We start from the raw sequence: 19,875 nt of genomic DNA, 5'->3' as shown, positions 1-19,875 counted from the left end.
AGGCGCGGGCTTGCCCCGCGATTGTGGTGTAAAGTGCCGCTCCCGCCGTTCCAGCAGAGGATTTCCCCATGAGCCAGCCTATTGATATTGCCGTGATCGGTGCCACCGGTACTGTCGGTGAAACCCTCGTGCAGATTCTCGAAGAGCAGGATTTTCCAGTGGGTACCCTGCACCTGCTGGCCAGCAATGAGTCAGCTGGCAGCGGTGTGATGTTCCGCAGCAAGAGTCTGCGTGTTCGTGAGGTCGACAGCTTCGATTTCAGCAAGGTCAAACTGGCTTTTTTCGCTGCCGGCCCAGCCGTCACCCGCAGTTTTGCCCCGCGGGCCCAGGCGGCCGGTTGCGCGGTGATCGATCTGTCTGGCGGCTTGCCTGTCGAGCAGGCGCCAGCCGTGGTCCCTGAGGCCAACGCCATACGGCTCGAAAACCTGCCCAAGCCACTGCAAGTGAGCAGTCCAAGTGCCGGCGCAGTGGCATTGGCCGTCGCCCTGGCCCCGCTCAAAGGCCTGCTCGACATCGAGCGGATCAATGTCACTGCCTGCCTGGCGGTCTCGGCCCAAGGCCGCGAGGCGGTCAATGAGCTGGCGCGCCAGACTGCCGAGCTGCTCAATGCACGGCCTCTGGAGCCGCGCTTCTTTGACCGGCAAATGGCCTTCAACCTGCTGGCTCAGGTAGGCGCCAGCGATGCCGAGGGGCATGGTGTGCTTGAGCGTCGCTTGCTCAGCGAGCTGCGCGAAGTGCTGGACTTGCCGGCGCTGAAGATTTCCGTCAGCTGTATTCAAGTCCCGGTGTTTTTCGGCGATAGCTACAGTGTATCGGTGCAAAGTCGTGAACCGATCGACCTGGCGGCAGTCAATGCTGCGCTGGAGTCTGCGGACAGTATCGAGCTGGTCGAGGACGGGGATTATCCAACCCCGGTCGGTGACGCAGTCGGTCAGGACGTGGTCTATGTTGGACGGGTGCGCGGTGGAATCGACGAAACCGAGCAGCTCAACCTCTGGCTGACCACCGACAACGTGCGCAAAGGCGCGGCCTTGAACGCCGTGCAGTTGGCGCAATTGTTGATAAAACATGTTGTGTAAAAGATACTTGCAGCTAATTTTTACCGAGATTTTGCTCGGTCGCCGGGGACGGTTCTTTCAAAGGAAGAGGTCATGCTTCGAATTCGCAAACTGGTCTTAGCAATAGCCGCGGCGTCGGCGCTGTCGTCCGGTATGGCGCATGCCCTCGGCTTGGGCGAACTGACCCTCAAGTCGGCGCAGAACCAGCCGCTGGATGCCGAAATCGAACTGCTCGATGTACGCGATCTGACCGCCGCTGAGATGGCTCCGAGCCTGGCGCCACCCGAAGAGTTCGCCAAGGCCGGGATCGAGCGCCCGTCCTACCTCAACGACTTGACCTTCACGCCGGTGATCAATCCCAACGGCAAGAGCGTGTTGCGGGTGACCTCCAGCCAGGCGCTGCCGGCACCGATGGTCAAGTTCCTGGTCCAGGTGATGTGGCCGAGCGGGCGCCTGTTGCGCGACTACAGCGTGCTGGTCAACCAGGCAGCGTTGCCGGGGGCGAAGCCTGAGTCGGCGATCAGTCCGGCGCTCAGCGCGCCGGCCAACTACACCACGGTGCGGCGTGACACGCTGTGGGAAATTGCCTCGAAAGCGCGTCAGGGCGGCTCGGTGCAGCAGGCCATGCTGGCCATTCAGGCGTTGAACCCCGATGCCTTTATCAACGGCAATATCAACCTGCTGAAAACCGGCCAGGTCCTACGCATGCCCGATCAGCAGCAGGTCATGAGTATTCCTCAGGGCCAGGCTGTGGCTGAGGTTGCCGAGCAGTACGCCGCCTGGCGTGAAGGTCGGCGCCTGGGTCCGCGTGCCCGGCAGCTGGACGCCACTCGCCGCACCGGCATCGAGGCGGCTCCGGCGCGGATTGCCAATCAAGACAACCTGCGCCTGGTAGCGCCTGGCAGCAAAACGGCTGCCGGAGATAGCAAGGCCGTCAGCGATAAACTCGCCGTTGCTGAGGAGCGCCTCGATACCACGCGGCGTGACAACGCCGAATTGAAGAGTCGCATGAGCGATCTGCAGAGCCAACTGGACAAGATGGAGCGCCTGATCGCCCTGAAAAGCGATCAATTGGCCAGGCTCGAAGCCCAGGGGGCTGCCGGTCAGGAGTCTGCGCCTGAAGTGGCTCAGCAGCCGGCCATTTCCGCCGAATTGCAGCCAGCGCCAAGCGAGCCGGTCGTTACTCCGGCACCTGCAGCGGTCGATACCGCACCGCTCGACAGCTCGGCACCTGCAGCCGAAGAGGCAAATGCTGGCAGTTCCAGCAAGATGCTCGACGACCTGCTCGGCAATCCTGTGTTGCTGGCGCTGATCGGTGCTTCCGCGTTGTTGGTGCTGCTCCTGTTGCTGTTGCTGCTGGCGCGCAAGCGCAAAGCCGATCAGGAAGCGGAAAAACACCTGCGCATGGCCCGGGCGCTGGCTGAAGAGGGTGAGCGCGGTCCAGATCTGGATCTGCCGCCAAGCAGCTTCGAAGGCCTGGAAGTGCCAGCACCAAGCGTGACGCTGGCGCCGGCCGTGGTGGCCGCCTCGGCTGCGGCGGCCAGTGCTGCTGAAGCGCCTGCCGTGGAAGCCAGGAAGGTTGAGGTCAAACCGCTTGAGCAAGCGCCTGCCCAGCCGCAACCAATGGCTGCGCCGTTGGTTGCTCCGGCCGCCGATGCAGCGCCAGCGCCAAGTGGTGATGCGCTGCTCGACGAAGTGGAAGCGAGCATTGCCCGTGGTCGCCTGAACCATGCTGCTGATCTGCTGGAGCCTGCAGTCGCTGCGGCGCCAGGGCGTAGTGACCTGCGCTTGAAGTTGATGGAAGTCTATGCGCGTCAGGGTGACCGTGACGCCTTTGTCGGTCATGAACGCCAGTTGATCGCTACTGGTCAGAACCATGCCGATGTCGAAGCCCTCAAGAGCCGTTTCCCGGCGATGGTGGCATTGGCTGCAGCCGGCGGCCTTGGTGCGGCTGCCCTGGCCGCCGAGCTGGACGCCCAGTACGTCCAGGCGTTGTTGCAGGACGAGCCGCAGGCACAGCCTGAAGTGCAGCTAGAGCCAGAACCAGAACCTGCTCCGGTCGCCGAATTGGAGCCTGAGCTGGAGTCGGCGCTGGAACCGCTGGCCGAGGATGATCTGGACAGCGCCTTCGACCTGAGTCTGGACGATGACCTGCAGGGTCTGGAGCTGAACGAGCCGCTGCAGCTTGGCGAGTCTGCGCCAGAAATTGAGGTGGCGGACTTTGCGCCCGAGTCTGTGCTCGAAGCGTCGGTTGCCGAGCCGGAACTTGAAGTGCCGGCCGAGCAGGCCCCTGTCACGCTCGACGACTTGTCTGATTTCGATCTCGATGTTACGGGCGATCACGCTGCCGTGCCGGCACTTGATGAACCCGTCGATATCGCTGCCGAACTGGCTGCCTTCGACGAGACAATGCCGGAATTCGACCCATTGAGCGAGCTGGAGCTGCCGGAGGATTTCGACCTGTCGCTGTCGCTGGATGACGAGTCCGATGCCGCCAAGAGCTTTGCTTCCGAACTCGATGACGTCAACGCCGAGCTCGACAAGTTGTCGCAAAGCCTGGAACAACCGTCGATCGAGCCGCACTTCACCGCGCAAGACGCCTTGAACGACGATCTCGGTGATGACCTGGAGTTCGACTACCTGGGCGGCGCCGATGAGGCTGCAACCAAGCTCGACCTGGCGCGCGCCTACATCGACATGGGCGACCATGACGGTGCCCGCGACATTCTCGACGAAGTGTGCAAAGAGGGTAGCGATGCCCAGAAGCAGGAAGCCGAAGAGATGCTTTCGCGTCTGGTCTGAGTCCTGCCCTTGTACGTCCGACGGCAGCCCTGGTGGCTGCCGTTGTCGTTATAATTCCCGCCATCTGCTTAATCGACAGGCTGTATCTTCTTGGAAATCATTGATAACACGGTTGCCGAATCGGCGGCCGAAGGCTTCTTCCGCATCGCCCTGGGCGTCGAATACAAAGGCTCGCGCTACCGCGGATGGCAGCGTCAGGCCGATGGCGTGCCGAGCGTCCAGCAGACCCTTGAAGAGGCTTTGTCCAAAGTGGCCGATTCGCCGGTGTCGCTGCTCTGCGCCGGGCGTACCGATGCCGGTGTGCATGCCTGCGGTCAGGTGGTGCATTTCGATACCCAGGTGGTGCGCAGCATGAAAGCCTGGACCATGGGCGCCAACATCAACCTGCCGCACGACATCAGCGTGGCCTGGGCCAAGGAAATGCCGGCGCATTTTCATGCCCGCTTCAAAGCCATCGCCCGGCGTTACCGCTATGTGATCTACAACGATCAGATCCGCCCGGCGCACATGGGTCAGGAAGTCACCTGGAACCACCGGCCGCTGGATGTCGAGCGCATGGCCCTGGCCGCCGAGTATCTGCTGGGCACCCATGATTTCAGTGCCTTTCGCGCGGGCCAGTGCCAGGCCAAGTCACCGATCAAGAACATCCATCACCTGCGCGTGACCCGCCACGGCAAGATGATTGTCCTGGATATCCGCGCCAGCGCCTTCCTGCACCATATGGTGCGTAACATTGCCGGTGTATTGATGACCATCGGTGCCGGCGAGCGTCCGGTGGAATGGGCCCGGGAAGTGCTGGAGAGTCGTGAGCGGCGCACGGGTGGCGTCACCGCGCATCCGTTCGGCTTGTATCTGGTGCAGGTGGAGTACCACGACGAGTTCGCCTTGCCCGAGCGTTACATCGGTCCACACTTTCTCACCGGTTACGAGTCACTGACGGCTGACGACCCACACGCCATTTGCTAACATCCGGGACTTTCAAGATCAGCCGAGGTTCACAGCTCATGAGCGCCGTTCGCAGCAAAATCTGTGGGATTACCCGCATTGAGGACGCGTTGGCTGCGGCTGAGGCGGGCGCTGATGCCATTGGTCTGGTGTTCTATGCCAAGAGCCCGCGGGCGGTCGATGTGCAGCAGGCGCGGGCGATCATCGCCGCGTTGCCGCCGTTCGTGACCACCGTGGGGCTGTTCGTCAATGCCAGCCGTTGCGAGCTGGGCGAGATCCTCGACGCGGTACCGCTGGATCTGCTGCAGTTCCACGGGGATGAAACCCCGGCGGACTGTGCTGGTCATAACAGACCATGGATCAAGGCCTTGCGAGTGCGCCCGGGGGATGACCTAGAGGCGGCGTGCAGGCTGTACAGCGAGGCCAGCGGAATTCTTCTCGATACCTATGTTGCCGGCGTGCCGGGAGGCACGGGTGAGGCATTCGACTGGTCGCTGGTGCCGGAGAAACTGAGCAAGCCGATCATCCTGGCCGGTGGTCTGTCGCCGGACAACGTTGCCAGTGCCATCGCCCAGGTGCGGCCTTATGCCGTGGATGTCAGCGGTGGTGTCGAGCAAGCCAAGGGTATCAAGGATGCCGCGCGGATCGAGGCCTTTATCAAGGCGGTCAAGCAGGCGTGATGACGTCTGTTGTTGTGGATGTGACGGCTGGCCGCGCGCCATCGTCCATAGCTTTCGCAGCCCATTGCTGCCGGATCGCGCCGCAGGGCCGGTCGAAATTAGCGGGCGACGCCACGGGCGTCGCCCATACAGGTTGACGATGGAAGGGTATCGGGGCGCCTCGCTGTACGCGGGGCGTCGGAGCCCGGCCATCATCGCGTCATACATGAATTGAGCTCAAGGGCATACGCGCGAACCTGGCAGCCAAAGCCTGCCGGTCGTCGTTACTGGAGAAAGAAAGCATGAGCAACTGGTTAGTAGACAAACTGATCCCTTCGATCATGCGTTCCGAGGTGAAGAAGAGTTCGGTGCCTGAAGGGCTGTGGCACAAGTGCCCGTCTTGCGAAGCCGTGCTGTATCGTCCGGAGCTGGAAAAGACCCTGGATGTCTGCCCCAAGTGCAACCATCACATGCGCATTGGTGCACGTGCGCGCATTGACATCTTCCTGGATGCCGAAGGCCGCGTCGAACTGGGTGCCGATCTGGAGCCGGTCGACCGCCTGAAGTTTCGTGATGGCAAGAAGTACAAGGACCGTCTGACTGCCGCACAGAAGCAGACCGGCGAAAAAGATGCGCTGATTTCCATGAGCGGTACTCTGCTGGGTATGCCGATCGTGGTCAGCGCCTTCGAATTCTCGTTCATGGGTGGCTCGATGGGTGCCATCGTCGGCGAGCGCTTCGTTCGTGCTGCCAATTACGCCCTGGAAAACCGCTGCCCGATGGTCTGCTTCTCGGCCTCCGGTGGTGCCCGCATGCAGGAAGCGCTGATCTCGCTGATGCAGATGGCCAAGACCTCGGCAGTGCTGGCGCGTTTGCGCGAAGAAGGCATTCCGTTTATCTCGGTGCTGACCGACCCGGTCTACGGCGGTGTCTCCGCGAGCCTGGCAATGCTCGGCGACGTAATCGTCGGTGAGCCAAAAGCGCTGATCGGCTTTGCAGGTCCGCGGGTGATCGAGCAAACCGTGCGTGAGAAGCTGCCAGAAGGCTTCCAGCGCAGCGAGTTCCTCCTGGAGCACGGTGCAATCGACATGATCATCCCGCGTCAGGAGCTGCGTCATCGCCTGGGCAACCTGCTGGCGCAGATGATGGGCCTGCCGACGCCGAAGTTCGTCGAGCCGGTACTTGAGCCGATCGTCGTACCGCCTGCGCCTGCCACCGTATGACCCAACGTACCCTTGGCGACTGGCTCGCCTATCTCGAGCGGTTGCATCCCTCGGCCATCGACATGGGCCTGGCGCGTTCGCAACAGGTTGCGGCCAGGCTCGGGCTGGGCAAGCCGGCGCCACGGGTGATTACCGTGACCGGCACCAATGGCAAGGGCTCGACCTGCGCCTTTGTGGCCGCCTTGTTGCGTGCCCAGGGGCTCAAGGTCGGGGTCTACAGTTCGCCGCACCTGCTGCGTTACAACGAGCGCGTGCAGATCGACGGCAAGGAAGCCGCCGATCAGCAGCTGTGCGAGGCGTTTGCCGCCGTTGAAGCCGCTCGCGGTGAAATTTCCCTGACCTACTTCGAGGCCGGTACCCTGGCGGCGTTCTGGCTGTTCAAGCAGTCGGCGCTGGATGCCGTGGTGCTTGAGGTCGGCCTGGGCGGGCGTCTGGATACGGTCAATATCGTAGATGCCGATATGGCGCTGGTCACCAGCGTCGGCGTTGACCATGCCGATTACCTGGGCGATACCCGTGAATCGGTGGCCTTTGAAAAAGCCGGCATCTTCCGTCAGGGCAAACCTGCGCTGTGCGGCGACCTGAATCCACCGCAACCGCTGCTGGACAAGGCTCGCGAGCTGAACTGTCCGTTCTTTCTGCGTGGGCGTGACTTCGATCTCGCCAGCACTGATCAGTATTGGCAGTGGCGCGGTGTGGACAGTCGCGGCCAGGTAGTCGAGCTGCACGATCTGCCGTTGCTCGACCTGCCGATGGAAAACGCTGCCCTCGCGGTGCAAGCCTATCTGTTGCTGGACCTGCCGTGGGACGCCGGGCAGATCGCCGCGGCCTTGCATTCGACGCGGATGGTCGGTCGTCTGGATCGTCGCAGGTTTCGCTGGCAGGGCAAGGCATTGACTATCCTCATGGATGTCGGCCACAACCCGCACGCTGCCGAGTACCTGGCTCAGCGTCTGGCTGCACGGCCGGTATCGGGCCAGCGCCTGGCGGTGTTCGGCCTGTTGGCCGACAAAGACCTGGCCGGGGTGGTACAACCCTTGTTGGGAGCGGTTCAGGGGTGGGCAGTGGCGCCCCTGGATACTGCGCGCAGTCGTCCGGCGAGCGAGCTTGAAGCGACGCTGGCGAACCTCGGCGCTGATGTGAAGTCTTATTCCAGCGTGGCTGCAGCCCTTGACGGGCAGTGCGCGCTGGCAACGGCGGATGATGAAATCCTGCTGTTCGGATCGTTTTTCTGTGTCGGCGAAGCCTTGCAGTGGCTGGATCGGCAGGCCACGGAGGATGGGGCAAATGGCATTGCTGGATAAAGTGGTCAAGCAGCGGATGGTGGGCGCCCTGGTGCTGGTGGCACTGGCGGTGATCTTCCTGCCGATGTTGTTTTCCCGGGAAGACGAGATGCGTCAGGTGCGCGTCGAAGCGCCTGAGGCTCCGGCAGCGCCGAGCATGCCGGCCGTGCAGGTCGAGCCTGTGCCAGTGCCTGAGCCTCAGGTATTGCCAGAAGAAAACCCGGTGGTCGTCGATGAGTCTAGCGTGCCAGCCCAGGCACCCAGTACTCCGATCACTCCAGCGCCCGCTGCGGTGCCAGTACCTGTCCCGGCTCCAGTTCCGGCGCCAACCGTTGCGGCCAAACCTGTAACGCCGCCGCCAGCGGTCAAGCCGGAAGTCAAACCTGCTCCTGCCGTCGCCAGCGCTACCAAGCCCGTAGCAGGCAAGATCGACGCCAATGGTCTGCCGGTCAGCTGGTCGGTGCAATTGGCCAGCCTGTCCAATCGGGCCGGTGCCGAGAACCTGCAGAAAACCCTGCGCAGCCAGGGTTACAACGCCTATATCCGTTCGGCCGGCGGCATGAATCGGGTATATGTCGGGCCGTTGATCGAGCGCGCCGAGGCTGAGCGTCTGCGTGATGTGATCAGTCGCCAGCAGAAGCTCAATGGCATCGTCGTACGCTTCCAGCCTGAGCGCAGTTGATTGATCGTCGCCCGGTCAGTGCCGGGCGACAAATCACTGCTTACCGACAGCCCGCTGCTCTGGTAAAATGCGCCGCCTTATCCGTTTGCAGGCAACACTGTGGCATTTACCTGGGTCGACTGGGCGATTTTCGCGATCATCGCCATTTCTTCGCTGATCAGTCTCAAGCGCGGCTTTGTCAAAGAAGCCTTGTCGCTGCTTACCTGGATCATTGCCGGCGCTGTGGCCTGGATGTTCGGTGGCTCGCTGTCGCAGTACCTGGAGTCTTACATCCAGACGCCTTCGGCCCGGGTCATCGCCGGATGTGCCATTCTTTTCGTCGCCACCCTGCTGGTGGGGGCCATGATCAATTTTCTCATTGGCGAGCTGATTCGCGTCACCGGGCTTTCCGGGACCGACCGCTTCCTGGGCATGGCCTTCGGTGCCGCCCGTGGAGCCTTGCTGGTGGTGGTGGCTGTCGGGCTGTTGAGCCTGGGGCCGGTACAACAGGATCAGTGGTGGCAGGAATCTCGCCTGATACCACAATTTCTATTGGTGGCTGACTGGTCGAAAAACCTTATTCTGGGGTTCACCAGTCAGTGGCTAGCCAGCGGGATCAGCGCACCGGCTGATCTCCCGTTCAAGGAACAGCTTCTGGGGCCCAAAACGCCTTGAGAGCTGTTCAGTCCAGTTTCATTAAGTAGGGGTTGCGTCGCATGTGTGGCATCGTCGGTATCGTCGGTAAGTCGAACGTCAATCAGGCGCTGTATGACGCGCTAACCGTCCTCCAGCACCGCGGCCAGGACGCTGCCGGTATTGTGACCAGCCATGATGGCCGGTTATTCCTGCGCAAGGACAACGGTCTGGTTCGTGATGTGTTCCAGCAGCGCCATATGCAGCGCCTGGTCGGACACATGGGTATCGGCCATGTGCGTTACCCGACTGCGGGCAGTTCGACTTCGGCCGAGGCTCAGCCGTTCTACGTCAACTCGCCGTACGGCATCACCCTGGCGCACAACGGCAACCTGACCAACGTTGAGCAGTTGGCCAAAGAGATCTACGAGTCCGATCTGCGCCACGTCAACACCAGTTCCGACTCCGAAGTCCTGCTCAACGTCTTCGCCCACGAATTGGCGGTGCGCGGCAAGCTGCAGCCAACCGAAGAAGACGTATTTGCGGCGGTCACTGACGTGCACAACCGCTGTGTAGGCGGTTATGCGGTGGTGGCGATGATCACCGGCTACGGCATCGTTGGCTTCCGTGACCCTAATGGCATTCGCCCGATCGTCTTCGGTCAGCGCCACACCGACGAAGGTGTGGAGTACATGATCGCCTCCGAAAGTGTGTCGCTGGACGTCCTCGGCTTCACCCTGATCCGCGATCTGGCGCCGGGCGAAGCGGTGTACATCACCGAAGAAGGCAAGCTGCACACCCGTCAGTGCGCGACCAACCCGCAGCTGTCGCCGTGCATCTTCGAACACGTCTATCTGGCACGTCCTGACTCGATCATCGACGGTGTTTCGGTCTACAAGGCGCGTCTGCGCATGGGCGAGAAGCTGGCCGAGAAAATCCAGCGCGAGCGTCCGAATCATGACATCGACGTGGTTATCCCGATTCCTGACACCAGCCGTACCGCCGCGCTGGAACTGGCCAACCACTTGGGCGTCAAGTTCCGTGAAGGTTTCGTCAAGAACCGCTACATCGGCCGTACCTTCATCATGCCCGGCCAGGCCGCGCGCAAGAAGTCGGTGCGCCAGAAGCTCAACGCCATCGAGCTGGAATTCCGTGGCAAGAACGTGATGCTGGTGGATGACTCCATCGTCCGTGGCACCACCTGCAAGCAGATCATCCAGATGGCCCGCGAGGCCGGGGCGAAGAACGTCTACTTCTGCTCGGCAGCGCCGGCTGTGCGTTACCCTAACGTCTACGGCATCGATATGCCGAGCGCTCATGAACTGATCGCCCACAACCGCAGCACCGAAGATGTCGCCGAGCTGATCGGCGCCGACTGGCTGGTCTACCAGGACCTGCCGGACCTGATCGAAGCGGTTGGCGGTGGCAAGGTCAAGATCGAGCATTTCGACTGCGCGGTGTTCGACGGCAAGTACGTTACCGGCGACATCGACGAGGCCTACCTGGACAAGATCGAGCAGGCGCGTAACGACGCCTCCAAGGTCAAGAACCAGGCGGTCAGCGCAATCATCGACCTCTACAACAACTGAGTTAGGAGCAGCGGCATGACACAGGAATGGGATGCCGGGCGCCTGGACAGCGACCTCGAAGGGGTCGCTTTCGATACGCTGGCGGTACGCGCCGGCCAGCATCGCACGCCGGAAGGTGAGCACAGCGACCCGCTGTTCTTCACCTCCAGCTACGTGTTCCGGACAGCGGCCGATGCCGCTGCACGGTTCGCCGGCGAGGTTCCAGGCAACGTCTATTCACGCTACACCAACCCGACCGTACGCGCGTTCGAAGAGCGCATTGCCGCCCTGGAAGGCGCCGAGCAGGCGGTGGCTACCTCCACCGGTATGTCGGCGATCCTCTCCACGGTAATGGCCCTGTGCAGCGCTGGCGACCACGTGCTGGTCTCCCAGAGCGTATTCGGCTCGACCATCAGCCTGTTCGAGAAGTACTTCAAGCGTTTTGGTGTGCAGGTCGACTACGTACCGCTGGTGGACCTCGCTGGCTGGGACGCGGCGATCAAGGCCAACACCAAGCTGCTGTTCGTCGAATCGCCGTCCAATCCGCTGGCTGAGCTGGTGGATATCGCCGCACTGGCCGAGATTGCTCATGCCAAGGGTGCACAGCTGGTGGTCGACAACTGTTTCAGCACCCCGGCCTTGCAGCAGCCGCTGAAGCTGGGCGCCGACATTGTCGTGCACTCGGCGACCAAGTTCATCGACGGCCAGGGTCGTTGCATGGGGGGGGTGGTTGCCGGGCGTAGCGAGCAGATGAAGGAAGTGGTGGGCTTTCTGCGCACTGCAGGGCCGTCGCTGAGTCCGTTCAACGCCTGGATCTTCCTCAAGGGCCTGGAAACCCTCAACCTGCGTATGCGTGCCCACTGTGCCAACGCGCAAGCCCTGGCTGAGTGGCTGGAGCAGCAGGACGGCATCGAAAAGGTTCACTACGCCGGCCTGCAGAGCCATCCGCAGCATGAGCTGGCCAAGCAGCAGATGAGCGGCTTCGGAGCCGTGGTGAGCTTTGAGGTCAAGGGCGGTAAAGAAGGCGCCTGGCGCTTCATCGATGCCACGCGACTGATTTCGATCACCGCCAATCTGGGTGACAGCAAGACCACCATCACCCATCCGGGTACCACTTCCCACGGCCGTCTGTCGCCGCAGGAACGTGAGGCTGCAGGGATTCGCGACAGCCTGATCCGGGTTGCCGTAGGCCTGGAAGATGTTGCTGACCTCAAGGCCGATCTGGCCCGCGGTCTGGCGGCGCTGTGATCGACTGGTCGGTGGGCGACAGCAGCCATAATGGCCGCGTCGCCCTGGTGACCGGTGCGGCGCGGGGGATCGGCCTGGGCATTGCTGCCTGGCTGATCGCCGAGGGCTGGCAGGTGGTACTCACCGACCTCGATCGGGTGCGCGGGGCCAAGGCGGCCAAGGTGCTGGGAGACAATGCCTGGTTCATCGGCATGGATGTTGCCGATGAAGCCCAGGTCAAGACCGGGGTGGCTGAAGTGCTTGGCCAGTTCGGTCGACTCGACGCGCTGGTGTGCAATGCAGCCATTGCCGATCCGCACAACACCACCCTGGAGACCCTCAGCCTGGCTTACTGGAATCGCGTGCTGGCGGTCAATCTGGGCGGGCCGATGCTGCTGGCCAAGCACTGTGCGCCTTATCTGCGCGCTCACGGCGGTGCCATCGTCAACCTGGCATCAACCCGCGCCGCTCAATCCGAACCCGATACAGAAGCCTATGCGGCAAGCAAGGGCGGCCTGCTGGCGCTCACCCATGCCTTGGCTGTAAGTCTGGGGCCGGAAATCCGCGTCAATGCCGTGAGCCCGGGCTGGATCGATGCCCGGGATCCGTCCCAGCGTCGCGCCGAGCCGCTGAGCGAAACCGATCATGCCCAGCATCCGGCGGGCAGGGTAGGGACAGTGGAGGACGTGGCGGCCATGGTTGCCTGGTTGCTGTCGCGCAATGCCGGCTTTGTCACCGGCCAGGAGTTCGTGGTCGACGGCGGCATGACCAAGAAGATGATCTACACGTAACACTGCTTTTTTGCCCTTTTTGAAAAAAACTTCAATGGGGGTATTGACTTAGGTTCGATACCTGCGTAAATTTCGCCACCTCAGCGAAGCACACGGGTGATTAGCTCAGCCGGGAGAGCATCTGCCTTACAAGCAGAGGGTCGGCGGTTCGATCCCGTCATCACCCACCACTTCCTGAGATGTTCCTGGCCCGACACTTTCGCAAGAAGGTGTTACCAGAGAGGAACAGGACGCAAGTCCATATGCGCAGCGGTAGTTCAGTCGGTTAGAATACCGGCCTGTCACGCCGGGGGTCGCGGGTTCGAGTCCCGTCCGCTGCGCCACTTTTCTCCAGATCGGTTTAACCGCCGGTTTGAGGTCAGAAGGCACCGAAGCCTTCAGGCCAGATCCCAGTTTCAAACAGGCGAAAGCTTGTGTGATACGCAGCGGTAGTTCAGTCGGTTAGAATACCGGCCTGTCACGCCGGGGGTCGCGGGTTCGAGTCCCGTCCGCTGCGCCATATTTGCTTTGAGGCCCTTGAACTCCTCAAAGCTACAAAGAGAGCGACCCAAGGTTCGCTTTTTTTGTGCCTGAGATCAGCGGCATTTGCGCAATCCAGGTTTGCACGACACGCAGCGGTAGTTCAGTCGGTTAGAATACCGGCCTGTCACGCCGGGGGTCGCGGGTTCGAGTCCCGTCCGCTGCGCCATATTGAAATCACAAAGAAAGCGACCCAAGGGTCGCTTTTTTTGTGCCTGTCATTTGCTCCCACCGATGAATTTTCTGTGGTGATTGCCCGGCTACGGTTTCAGTGATCCGCCGTTGTGTTGCACAATAGGCACCGATCGTTTTACTCAGGATTTGCAATGTCAAAGTCAACCGTCTTCAGTGCGCTCGGGCTGGCCCTGGTGCTGGCGGGTGTTTCCGGCTGTTCTTCGAAGAAAGCTGCCATCTACGAACACGAGAATTTCGACGACTCGGGTACCTATTCGCGCAGCTTCCCGGTCAGCGAAGCCAGCACTTGCGAAGCGGCCCGGCGTGCCTTGCTCAGCCAGGGTTACATCATCACCAGCAGCGATGCCGGGCAGGTCAATGGCAACAAGAGCTTTCAGCAGACCGGCGAATCGCACCTGCAGATCAGCTTCAACGTGGTCTGTGCCCGCGACAGCGGCGACGAGCAGCGCTCGACCATGTTTGCCAACGCCTTGCAGGATCGTTACGCGCTGAAAAAATCCAATACCTCGGCCAGTGTCGGGGTAGGCGTGCTGGGCTCGTTATCGATGCCGATTGGCTCCACCGACGATTCGATGGTCAAGGTGGCCAGCGAGACCGTGACCTCGGCCAAGTTCTACGAGCGTTACTTTGCCCTGGTCGAAAGCTTCCTGCCCAAGGAGCAGAAGAAAAAGGCCTCGCTGGAAAAGCCGGTAGAGACGCCTGCGCCAGCCTTGGGCATCCCTGAGAGTGTCCCTGTGCCGGCACCTGTTGCCGTGGTCCCGGCCGAAGCAGCGGCTCCTGTGCCAGCACCTGCGGCGATTGAGCCGGCTGCGGCGCCAGCCCAGCAGGTGCCGGTCGTCGAGGCCGCGTCGGCGCCTGTAGTCGATGACAGCAAGGGTTCGATGCCGGTGGCTCCACCGCTCGAGGCGACGCCGATCAATGCTGAGCAGCCTGCGCCTGCAGCAGCTGAACCGGTATCGAGTGTGGCGCCGGCAGCGCCTGTCAGCAGCCCTGAACAGGCGCCGCAGTAGGGGCGGATAATTTTTCCATCTGCTGCTACGTTGTTTGATAAGCGTCATTGTCATTTTTCTTTCATCGCGGCACTTTAGGCTCGATGACAAATCAATGAAATGAATGAGAAACGACGGAGCAGACGATGGACGACTATCAAGAAGAACTACTCGAATACCGCGCCTTTGAGCTTGATCCACCCGAGCCTGCCGACGACGCCACCGAGCTGTAGTTTCAGCCGGTACGCCGCTGGCTGCGGCGAAACTCGCCCGGGGTCATGCCGTTCCAGCGTTTGAATGCGCGCTGAAAGGCTTCGGCCGAAGCAAATCCGAGCAGATAGGCGATCTCGCCAAAGGCCAGCTCCGTGTCACGGATGTAGGCCATGGCCAGGTCGCGGCGGGTATCGTTGAGGATGGCGCGAAACTGCGTGCCTTCCTCGGCCAGCTTGCGCCGCAAGGTCCATGTCGGCAGTTGCAGGTGCTGCGCCACTTCCTCCAGATCCGGTTCCCGGCCGCCATTGAGCAGCGGTCCGAGCAAATGTGCGATGCGTTCGCCCAGGCTGCGGATTCGCGTGCGTTGCTCAAGTTCCGCTTCACATAACTTCAACAGATGCTGCCAGGTGCTGGGGCAATGCGCCGGATTACGTAGTGCAAGGCTTGCCTGGCTCAGGCGTAATTGGTTGGTCTGCGCGCCAAATTGCACAGGGGTGCTGCACAGCGCCTGATAGTGGGCGGCGTAGGCGGGTGCCTCGAACTCGATCTCTATCCGTTCGGCCACCAGGTTTACGCCGGCCAGGCTCGACAACTGTGCGAGCCAGCCGGACAGCAGCGAATCCACCACAAAGCGGTTATAGGCGTTGTAAGGGCTGATGGAGTAGAAGCGCAGCCAGGCACCGCCGCTGTCGGCGTGGAAACTCGAATGGCCGCGGTAGTTGGCGGCGTACAACGGCTCGAAGCGCAGCAAGGTGCGCGCTGCTTCGCCGACAGTGGGGGCCTGGGCCGCAGTGACCCCGGCCAGGCCTGCCTGGCTGAGGCGACTGATGCGGCCCATGTGCAGGCCCAGGGCCGGATCACCGGTCAGTTCGATGGCTGCATGGCCCAGGTGCATGTAACGCGGGATGGACAAGCGCGCACCCGCTTCGGCCAGGCGTGCAGTGCCCAGACCGTAGCGCTGTAGCAGCGCTGTGGGCTCGATACCGCGTTGCTGCAGGGTTTCACTCAGGGGCTGGATAAAACCAACCGACAGGTCACCCAAGCGCATCCGTGGGCGGTTCATGGCCGACCTACAGCCACAGGTTCAGCAGGCGCGCACCTGAGGTGCGGTTGCCGTTCAGGTTGAGACCGGCGCGGTTGGCAAAACCCTGACCATCGGCGACCACATCCCAGAAACGCCCACGCTGGAATACACTCATGCTGCTCATGTCGCTGGGGTTGGCCTTCAGGGTCAGCTGTTGCCAAGCCTGGGCTTCGCTGAGTTCGCCGGGTTTGAACGGCAGTGAAGCCGCCAGCGGTTGATGGCGGTTGCCGCGCCAGGGCGCATTCCAGCTGTCTTTACCACCCAGGAACGCGGGATTGGCGATGAACTGCGCCGACTGATTGGCCAGTTGTTGCTGATTGCTCGGGTACCAGCTGTCGCTGCCGATCAGCACGCCCAGGCGTCCGGCCGGGGTTTGCAGAACTTGCAGTGGCTGGTCGATACCGCTGTCGATGTAGCGGCGTACTTCACTGTCCGGGTGTTGTTGACGCTGGGGCTGGCCGAGTACCGAGCCATCGCCGGCGAACACCAGGCTGCTGTTGTACAAGGCGCCTGAGCCGACTTTGAGGGTGCCGCGCTCGACATAAGGGGAGGGCAGGACAATCGAACCCGCCACCAGGGTCACGCCGAATTCCCTGGCCAGGCCGCCGAACAGCTGCTGGTAGTCGTTGGCCATCTGCTGCGCCTTCATGCGCAGGTGAGCATCGGCGCGCCGGTCATCACCTTCGGCGCCGAGCAGGGCCAGGCCGTAGCTGATCGGGTTGCTCAGCTCCAGCCATTGCCAGGCTTCACGGCGTTGGCTGACCTGATAGAGCTCGTTCTTTTCGCCCCGGGCCCAGAGCCAGGTGCCGATGTGTTCGGGCAGGATGACGATGGTTCGGGCATTGATCAGGCCCTGGTCGCGAGCCTGCTGCAGATAGGCAGCCAACTTGCGGTGCAGGCGCTGCAGGTTCTGGTAGTCACTGGGATACAGCTGCGGCTCGACCCCAAGCAGGTTGCCGTGGTCGGCGGGAATGCCTTCACTCAGGGCCAGTTCGATGCGCAAGTCCGACAGGTAATGCCCGCTCGGTCGTTGCCCGGTCCAGAACCCGTAGCCGCAGAGCGCAGCAATGACAACCAGCGCCAGGGCGCTCAACAGAAGTTTTCGCATGAACTTCGATTTTCATTAAAAAATGAGCTTGCATTAAAGCAAAATCAGTAAGCTAACACAGCGGATTCACTGAAAAATTGCCATCGCTTATGGAAAAGAAGACCTTTCCTGAGATGTGATCAGAATGATCTCTTGGTAGAGGGCTTGGTTTATTTGAATCTATGATGCTCTAGCAGCGTCCCTGGGGCTAAGCCAGACGCTTTTGCAAACGTGGATGACGTCATCAGTTGTTCGGGCTCAGCAGAAGATCCCGGCAGACTAGCAGGCATGCCGACAATGTGGGCAGGCTGGAAACTAGACAACCGGGAGCGGGATGATTGCAGTCAACTGTTCATATGTTTGTCCAGTTTGTCCCCTCCATGTTTACGGTACCAGGCGATGGTATCGCTGAGGGTTTGCTCTATCCCGCGAAAACTCAGGCCAAGCTCCTCTTCACTCTTGCGAGGGTTGAAACAGGTACGGTTTTTTTCTCGTGTCAACAGTCGCACTGTCGCCATGCTCAGCAAAATCGGTTTACTGGTAAGCCGCGCATAAATCTCCTGCACTGCCGCCAACAGGTATAAAGCCGGCAGTGGAATTTGCCGAACCGGGGTCTTCACGCCGGCTATACGCCCAATGAGGGGGACCAGTTCACGCAGCGTCATGTTTCGGCCGGCTGCAAGGTAACGTTCACCCCTGCGTCCTTTGTCAGCGGCGGCTATCTGCGCCAACGCCACGTCACGGGCATCGACAACGGAGAAAGTGCCAGGGATCAACCCGGGCAATTTTCTGTTCACCACATCGTCGATCAATTGCCCCGAGGAGGTTGGTCCCAGGTCACCCGGCCCCCACATCCAGCCCGGTAGAACCAGGCACGCATGCATCTCGGGATGGGTTTGCAAAAACGCCAGGACGACTCGATCTGCGAGTATCTTGCTACGGTAATAGTCATCTGCGTCGGCCTCGGCCCGCAGGCATGTTTCATCGATATCAGTATCAGGTCCCCCATGCAGAACCGCGATCGAGGACGTGTGGATGAACCGTCGTACACCGGCACGGTAAGCGTGGGTGAGCAGATCGAGGGTTGCGGCGACATTGATCTTTTCCAGAGTGCTCTGGTGGTTGCCGCCCTTGTAGTTATCGCGAAAGAATGCCGCGGTATGGAACACCGTATCACTGCCTTGCAGCGATGCTGCGAAAGCCCCGACGTCGGCCATATCCCCAACGACCAACTCGACAGTCGGCAGGTCGATGAACTGCATTTCCCCCTTGGCTCTCGAGCGGACCAAGGCTTTGACTGCGTAGCCTTGTGCGACCAATTCACGAACGAGGTTGTTGCCTAGCAGGCCGGTGGCGCCAGTAACGAATGCTCTACGCATGGCTCAAGCCTCTTCCTGATCCAGTGGCAGTAACAGCGCCGCGCTGTCAAAGAAAGCCTCCTCTCGGATGGCCAGTCGCCCTTTGAAAGTGAAATGTGCTGCGTAGTGCAGGCTGATCTGTCGGCCATGGGGCGCTATTACCCGCCCCGGCAGCACCAGTGGGGCAGAAAAAGTGCCTGACAGCAGACCCGTCAGCGCCAAGCGATCCTCGGTGATAACAAAAGGCGTCAGGATCACTTGCGCATCAGGAAAGGCCTCAACAAGCGCAAGCTCACGTCTGCGCATGGCCTCCCGACCGCTTTGTATTCCCATGCCATCAAGGTAGACAAAGTCTTCGTGAACCAGTGCCAGCAGCGCGTCTACATCACGGCGGTTAAAAGCACTAGCGGCCAGGTCCGAGTATTGGCAAGACGCCATGTTCATTTTTTTCGGCTCCATCTGCTCATTGGGGATGCAGATATACCCTCAAGGCCTCTGTTGAAAAACGCCGACTGTTGCATAATGGCTTTGCGTTTATGCAAACCACGGAAGGAGAGGCCGATGTCGATGCAAGCGAACTGGGATGATCTTCGTCTGCTATTGGCCGTTTCACGGCGCGGCAGCTTTCTTCAAGCGGGCCAGTTGCTGGGACTGGCGGCGTCTACCGTGTCACGCCGATTGACCCAGCTTGAAGTCGCACTTGGTGAGCCACTGGTCGAAAGGGGCGTCGAAGGATGCTGGCTGACTTCGAGAGGGCAATCCCTTGTAGAGGTTGCCGTGGCTGCCGAAGCTGGTTTGCGGGGGCAAGTGGTCACTGCGTCTGGATCGCACTCTTCGTTGTCCGGGCGAATTCTTGTAAGCGCAGGCGAAGGATTCGCTTCTTGCATGCTTGAAGCAGCAAGTCGCTTTACAACTTTGCACCCTGGGTGCTCGGTGGAATTGCAGGTCACCGCCGATTTTCACAAGATCTCTCGCGGCGTGGCTGACATTGCATTGCGAACAGCCCATCTGGGCGAACCGTCGCTGATTTATCGATCTGTGGGGACACTCGCTTACGGGGTCTTCGCCGACGCAAGTTATCTGCAACGTTTTCCAGCAGTGACACCGGCCACTGCCAACATTATCGCGTTACTTCCTCCGCTGGATATGTTGCCGCAGATGCGTGCCGCCAAGGCCGCGAACCTGGGCTGCGCGCAGATCAGTGTCAGCACCTTTGCAGCGCAGCTCGAAGCGGTGCGGCGGGGCGTAGGAACCGCAGTTCTGCCTCGTATTTTGGCCACCGACTTGATCGAGTTGTTTCCCGAACTGCAAATTCCCGGTATGGACGTCTACTTGGTGACCCGGCCGCAGGCCCTGAAGCAGGTCCATATCAAAACTTTCTATAGCGTCCTGGAGCAGGTAGTGCGACAAACCATGGGCCTGTCCCCTGGCAGCGGATGCCAAACCGTTTTTACACACCTGCGCCAGCAAGGGATTCAGCGCCTGGGGTAGACCTCGAGTGCAGTAGGATCAATAACTTGTCACTTTCGGTCATTGAGCCATCGCAGCTTGCTCTTTAATGTCGGCCACAGACAACCGAC

17 protein-coding genes and 4 tRNA genes are annotated in these 19,875 nt (G+C 61.1%); 17 read left to right on the top strand and 4 right to left on the bottom strand.

All coding sequences use genetic code 11. The annotated features are described in order from the left end of the window. The first annotated feature begins 68 nt into the window (after positions 1-68). The 16 genes from C6382_RS02725 (at position 69) to C6382_RS02650 (ending at position 14,574) form a co-directional block, all read left to right on the top strand. Entirely contained in the window at positions 69-1,079 is a 1,011-nt protein-coding gene (locus C6382_RS02725; protein WP_107022989.1) for an aspartate-semialdehyde dehydrogenase, read from the top strand. Positions 1,080-1,151: 72 nt separating this feature from the next. Beyond that, positions 1,152-3,860, top strand: a complete 2,709-nt coding sequence (locus tag C6382_RS02720; RefSeq protein ID WP_107022988.1) for a FimV/HubP family polar landmark protein — start codon at positions 1,152-1,154, stop codon at positions 3,858-3,860. 90 nt (positions 3,861-3,950) lie between these two features. Then, complete coding sequence (truA, locus tag C6382_RS02715; protein WP_107022987.1) at positions 3,951-4,826, top strand: tRNA pseudouridine(38-40) synthase TruA; 876 nt, start codon at positions 3,951-3,953, stop codon at positions 4,824-4,826. A 38-nt stretch (positions 4,827-4,864) separates the two neighbouring features. Continuing rightward, the gene (locus C6382_RS02710) at positions 4,865-5,485 is read left to right on the top strand and encodes a phosphoribosylanthranilate isomerase (RefSeq protein WP_107022986.1); all 621 of its coding nucleotides are present in this window, start codon (positions 4,865-4,867) and stop codon (positions 5,483-5,485) included. A gap of 281 nt (positions 5,486-5,766) precedes the next feature. Beyond that, entirely contained in the window at positions 5,767-6,687 is a 921-nt protein-coding gene (gene accD / locus C6382_RS02705) for an acetyl-CoA carboxylase, carboxyltransferase subunit beta (RefSeq protein ID WP_107022985.1), read from the top strand. Next, positions 6,684-7,991, top strand: a complete 1,308-nt coding sequence (gene folC / locus C6382_RS02700; protein ID WP_107022984.1) for a bifunctional tetrahydrofolate synthase/dihydrofolate synthase — start codon at positions 6,684-6,686, stop codon at positions 7,989-7,991. Before accD ends, folC begins: the two co-directional genes overlap by 4 nt. After that, positions 7,975-8,652 (top strand): SPOR domain-containing protein, encoded by a 678-nt coding sequence (locus tag C6382_RS02695; protein ID WP_107022983.1) that lies wholly within the window; start codon positions 7,975-7,977, stop codon positions 8,650-8,652. The genes folC and C6382_RS02695 overlap by 17 nt, the downstream gene beginning before the upstream one ends. Positions 8,653-8,751: 99 nt before the next feature. Further along, the gene (locus C6382_RS02690) at positions 8,752-9,306 is read left to right on the top strand and encodes a CvpA family protein (protein WP_107022982.1); all 555 of its coding nucleotides are present in this window, start codon (positions 8,752-8,754) and stop codon (positions 9,304-9,306) included. Between the two features lie 41 nt (positions 9,307-9,347). After that, positions 9,348-10,853: an amidophosphoribosyltransferase gene (gene purF / locus C6382_RS02685; RefSeq protein WP_107022981.1), complete on the top strand. Its 1,506-nt coding sequence runs from the start codon at positions 9,348-9,350 to the stop codon at positions 10,851-10,853. A gap of 15 nt (positions 10,854-10,868) precedes the next feature. Next, positions 10,869-12,080, top strand: a complete 1,212-nt coding sequence (locus tag C6382_RS02680; protein ID WP_107022980.1) for an O-succinylhomoserine sulfhydrylase — start codon at positions 10,869-10,871, stop codon at positions 12,078-12,080. 11 nt (positions 12,081-12,091) lie between these two features. Next, a complete protein-coding gene (locus tag C6382_RS02675; RefSeq protein WP_178082735.1) occupies positions 12,092-12,850 on the top strand; it encodes an SDR family oxidoreductase in 759 nt (252 codons plus the stop codon). A gap of 94 nt (positions 12,851-12,944) precedes the next feature. Further along, a tRNA-Val gene (locus C6382_RS02670) sits at positions 12,945-13,020 on the top strand. A gap of 76 nt (positions 13,021-13,096) precedes the next feature. Then, positions 13,097-13,173: transfer RNA gene (locus tag C6382_RS02665), tRNA-Asp, on the top strand. 99 nt (positions 13,174-13,272) lie between these two features. Next, a tRNA-Asp gene (locus tag C6382_RS02660) sits at positions 13,273-13,349 on the top strand. Between the two features lie 112 nt (positions 13,350-13,461). Next, positions 13,462-13,538: transfer RNA gene (locus C6382_RS02655), tRNA-Asp, on the top strand. A gap of 157 nt (positions 13,539-13,695) precedes the next feature. Beyond that, positions 13,696-14,574, top strand: a complete 879-nt coding sequence (locus C6382_RS02650) for a DUF2242 domain-containing protein (protein ID WP_107022978.1) — start codon at positions 13,696-13,698, stop codon at positions 14,572-14,574. A 214-nt stretch (positions 14,575-14,788) separates the two neighbouring features. Here C6382_RS02650 and C6382_RS02645 read toward each other — a convergent pair whose 3' ends face one another. The 4 genes from C6382_RS02645 to C6382_RS02630 all read right to left on the bottom strand — a co-directional run bounded on the left by C6382_RS02645 (position 14,789) and on the right by C6382_RS02630 (position 18,739). Beyond that, positions 14,789-15,829, bottom strand: coding sequence for an AraC family transcriptional regulator (locus C6382_RS02645; RefSeq protein ID WP_107022977.1), 1,041 nt, complete (start codon positions 15,827-15,829; stop codon positions 14,789-14,791). Between the two features lie 7 nt (positions 15,830-15,836). Beyond that, entirely contained in the window at positions 15,837-16,958 is a 1,122-nt protein-coding gene (locus C6382_RS02640; RefSeq protein ID WP_107022976.1) for a nitrilase-related carbon-nitrogen hydrolase, read from the bottom strand. Positions 16,959-17,281: 323 nt separating this feature from the next. Beyond that, positions 17,282-18,316: an SDR family oxidoreductase gene (locus tag C6382_RS02635; protein WP_107022975.1), complete on the bottom strand. Its 1,035-nt coding sequence runs from the start codon at positions 18,314-18,316 to the stop codon at positions 17,282-17,284. Positions 18,317-18,319: 3 nt separating this feature from the next. Next, a complete protein-coding gene (locus tag C6382_RS02630) occupies positions 18,320-18,739 on the bottom strand; it encodes an ester cyclase (protein WP_107023025.1) in 420 nt (139 codons plus the stop codon). Positions 18,740-18,856: 117 nt separating this feature from the next. On the opposite strand from C6382_RS02630, the gene C6382_RS02625 reads away from it, so the two are divergent. Beyond that, the gene (locus C6382_RS02625) at positions 18,857-19,786 is read left to right on the top strand and encodes a LysR family transcriptional regulator (protein WP_107022974.1); all 930 of its coding nucleotides are present in this window, start codon (positions 18,857-18,859) and stop codon (positions 19,784-19,786) included. The last annotated feature ends 89 nt before the right edge of the window (positions 19,787-19,875 follow it).

The organism is Pseudomonas sp. BBP2017, assembly GCF_003024385.1.
Lineage (GTDB): Bacteria > Pseudomonadota > Gammaproteobacteria > Pseudomonadales > Pseudomonadaceae > Aquipseudomonas.
The sequence above is the reverse complement of the archived record's forward strand: the minus strand, read 5'-3'. Positions and strand labels throughout refer to the sequence as shown.

What these genes read in the sequence shown, in the direction of transcription:
- C6382_RS02725 (WP_107022989.1), top strand. Translation starts at nt 69, where the DNA reads ATGAGCCAGCCTATTGATATTGCCGTGATCGGTGCCACCGGTACTGTC.
- C6382_RS02720 (WP_107022988.1), top strand. Translation starts at nt 1,152, where the DNA reads ATGCTTCGAATTCGCAAACTGGTCTTAGCAATAGCCGCGGCGTCGGCG.
- C6382_RS02710 (WP_107022986.1), top strand. Translation starts at nt 4,865, where the DNA reads ATGAGCGCCGTTCGCAGCAAAATCTGTGGGATTACCCGCATTGAGGAC.
- accD (WP_107022985.1), top strand. Translation starts at nt 5,767, where the DNA reads ATGAGCAACTGGTTAGTAGACAAACTGATCCCTTCGATCATGCGTTCC.
- folC (WP_107022984.1), top strand. Translation starts at nt 6,684, where the DNA reads ATGACCCAACGTACCCTTGGCGACTGGCTCGCCTATCTCGAGCGGTTG.
- C6382_RS02695 (WP_107022983.1), top strand. Translation starts at nt 7,975, where the DNA reads ATGGCATTGCTGGATAAAGTGGTCAAGCAGCGGATGGTGGGCGCCCTG.
- purF (WP_107022981.1), top strand. Translation starts at nt 9,348, where the DNA reads ATGTGTGGCATCGTCGGTATCGTCGGTAAGTCGAACGTCAATCAGGCG.
- C6382_RS02680 (WP_107022980.1), top strand. Translation starts at nt 10,869, where the DNA reads ATGACACAGGAATGGGATGCCGGGCGCCTGGACAGCGACCTCGAAGGG.
- C6382_RS02650 (WP_107022978.1), top strand. Translation starts at nt 13,696, where the DNA reads ATGTCAAAGTCAACCGTCTTCAGTGCGCTCGGGCTGGCCCTGGTGCTG.
- C6382_RS02645 (WP_107022977.1), bottom strand. Translation starts at nt 15,829, where the DNA reads ATGAACCGCCCACGGATGCGCTTGGGTGACCTGTCGGTTGGTTTTATC.
- C6382_RS02640 (WP_107022976.1), bottom strand. Translation starts at nt 16,958, where the DNA reads ATGCGAAAACTTCTGTTGAGCGCCCTGGCGCTGGTTGTCATTGCTGCG.
- C6382_RS02635 (WP_107022975.1), bottom strand. Translation starts at nt 18,316, where the DNA reads ATGCGTAGAGCATTCGTTACTGGCGCCACCGGCCTGCTAGGCAACAAC.
- C6382_RS02630 (WP_107023025.1), bottom strand. Translation starts at nt 18,739, where the DNA reads ATGAACATGGCGTCTTGCCAATACTCGGACCTGGCCGCTAGTGCTTTT.
- C6382_RS02625 (WP_107022974.1), top strand. Translation starts at nt 18,857, where the DNA reads ATGTCGATGCAAGCGAACTGGGATGATCTTCGTCTGCTATTGGCCGTT.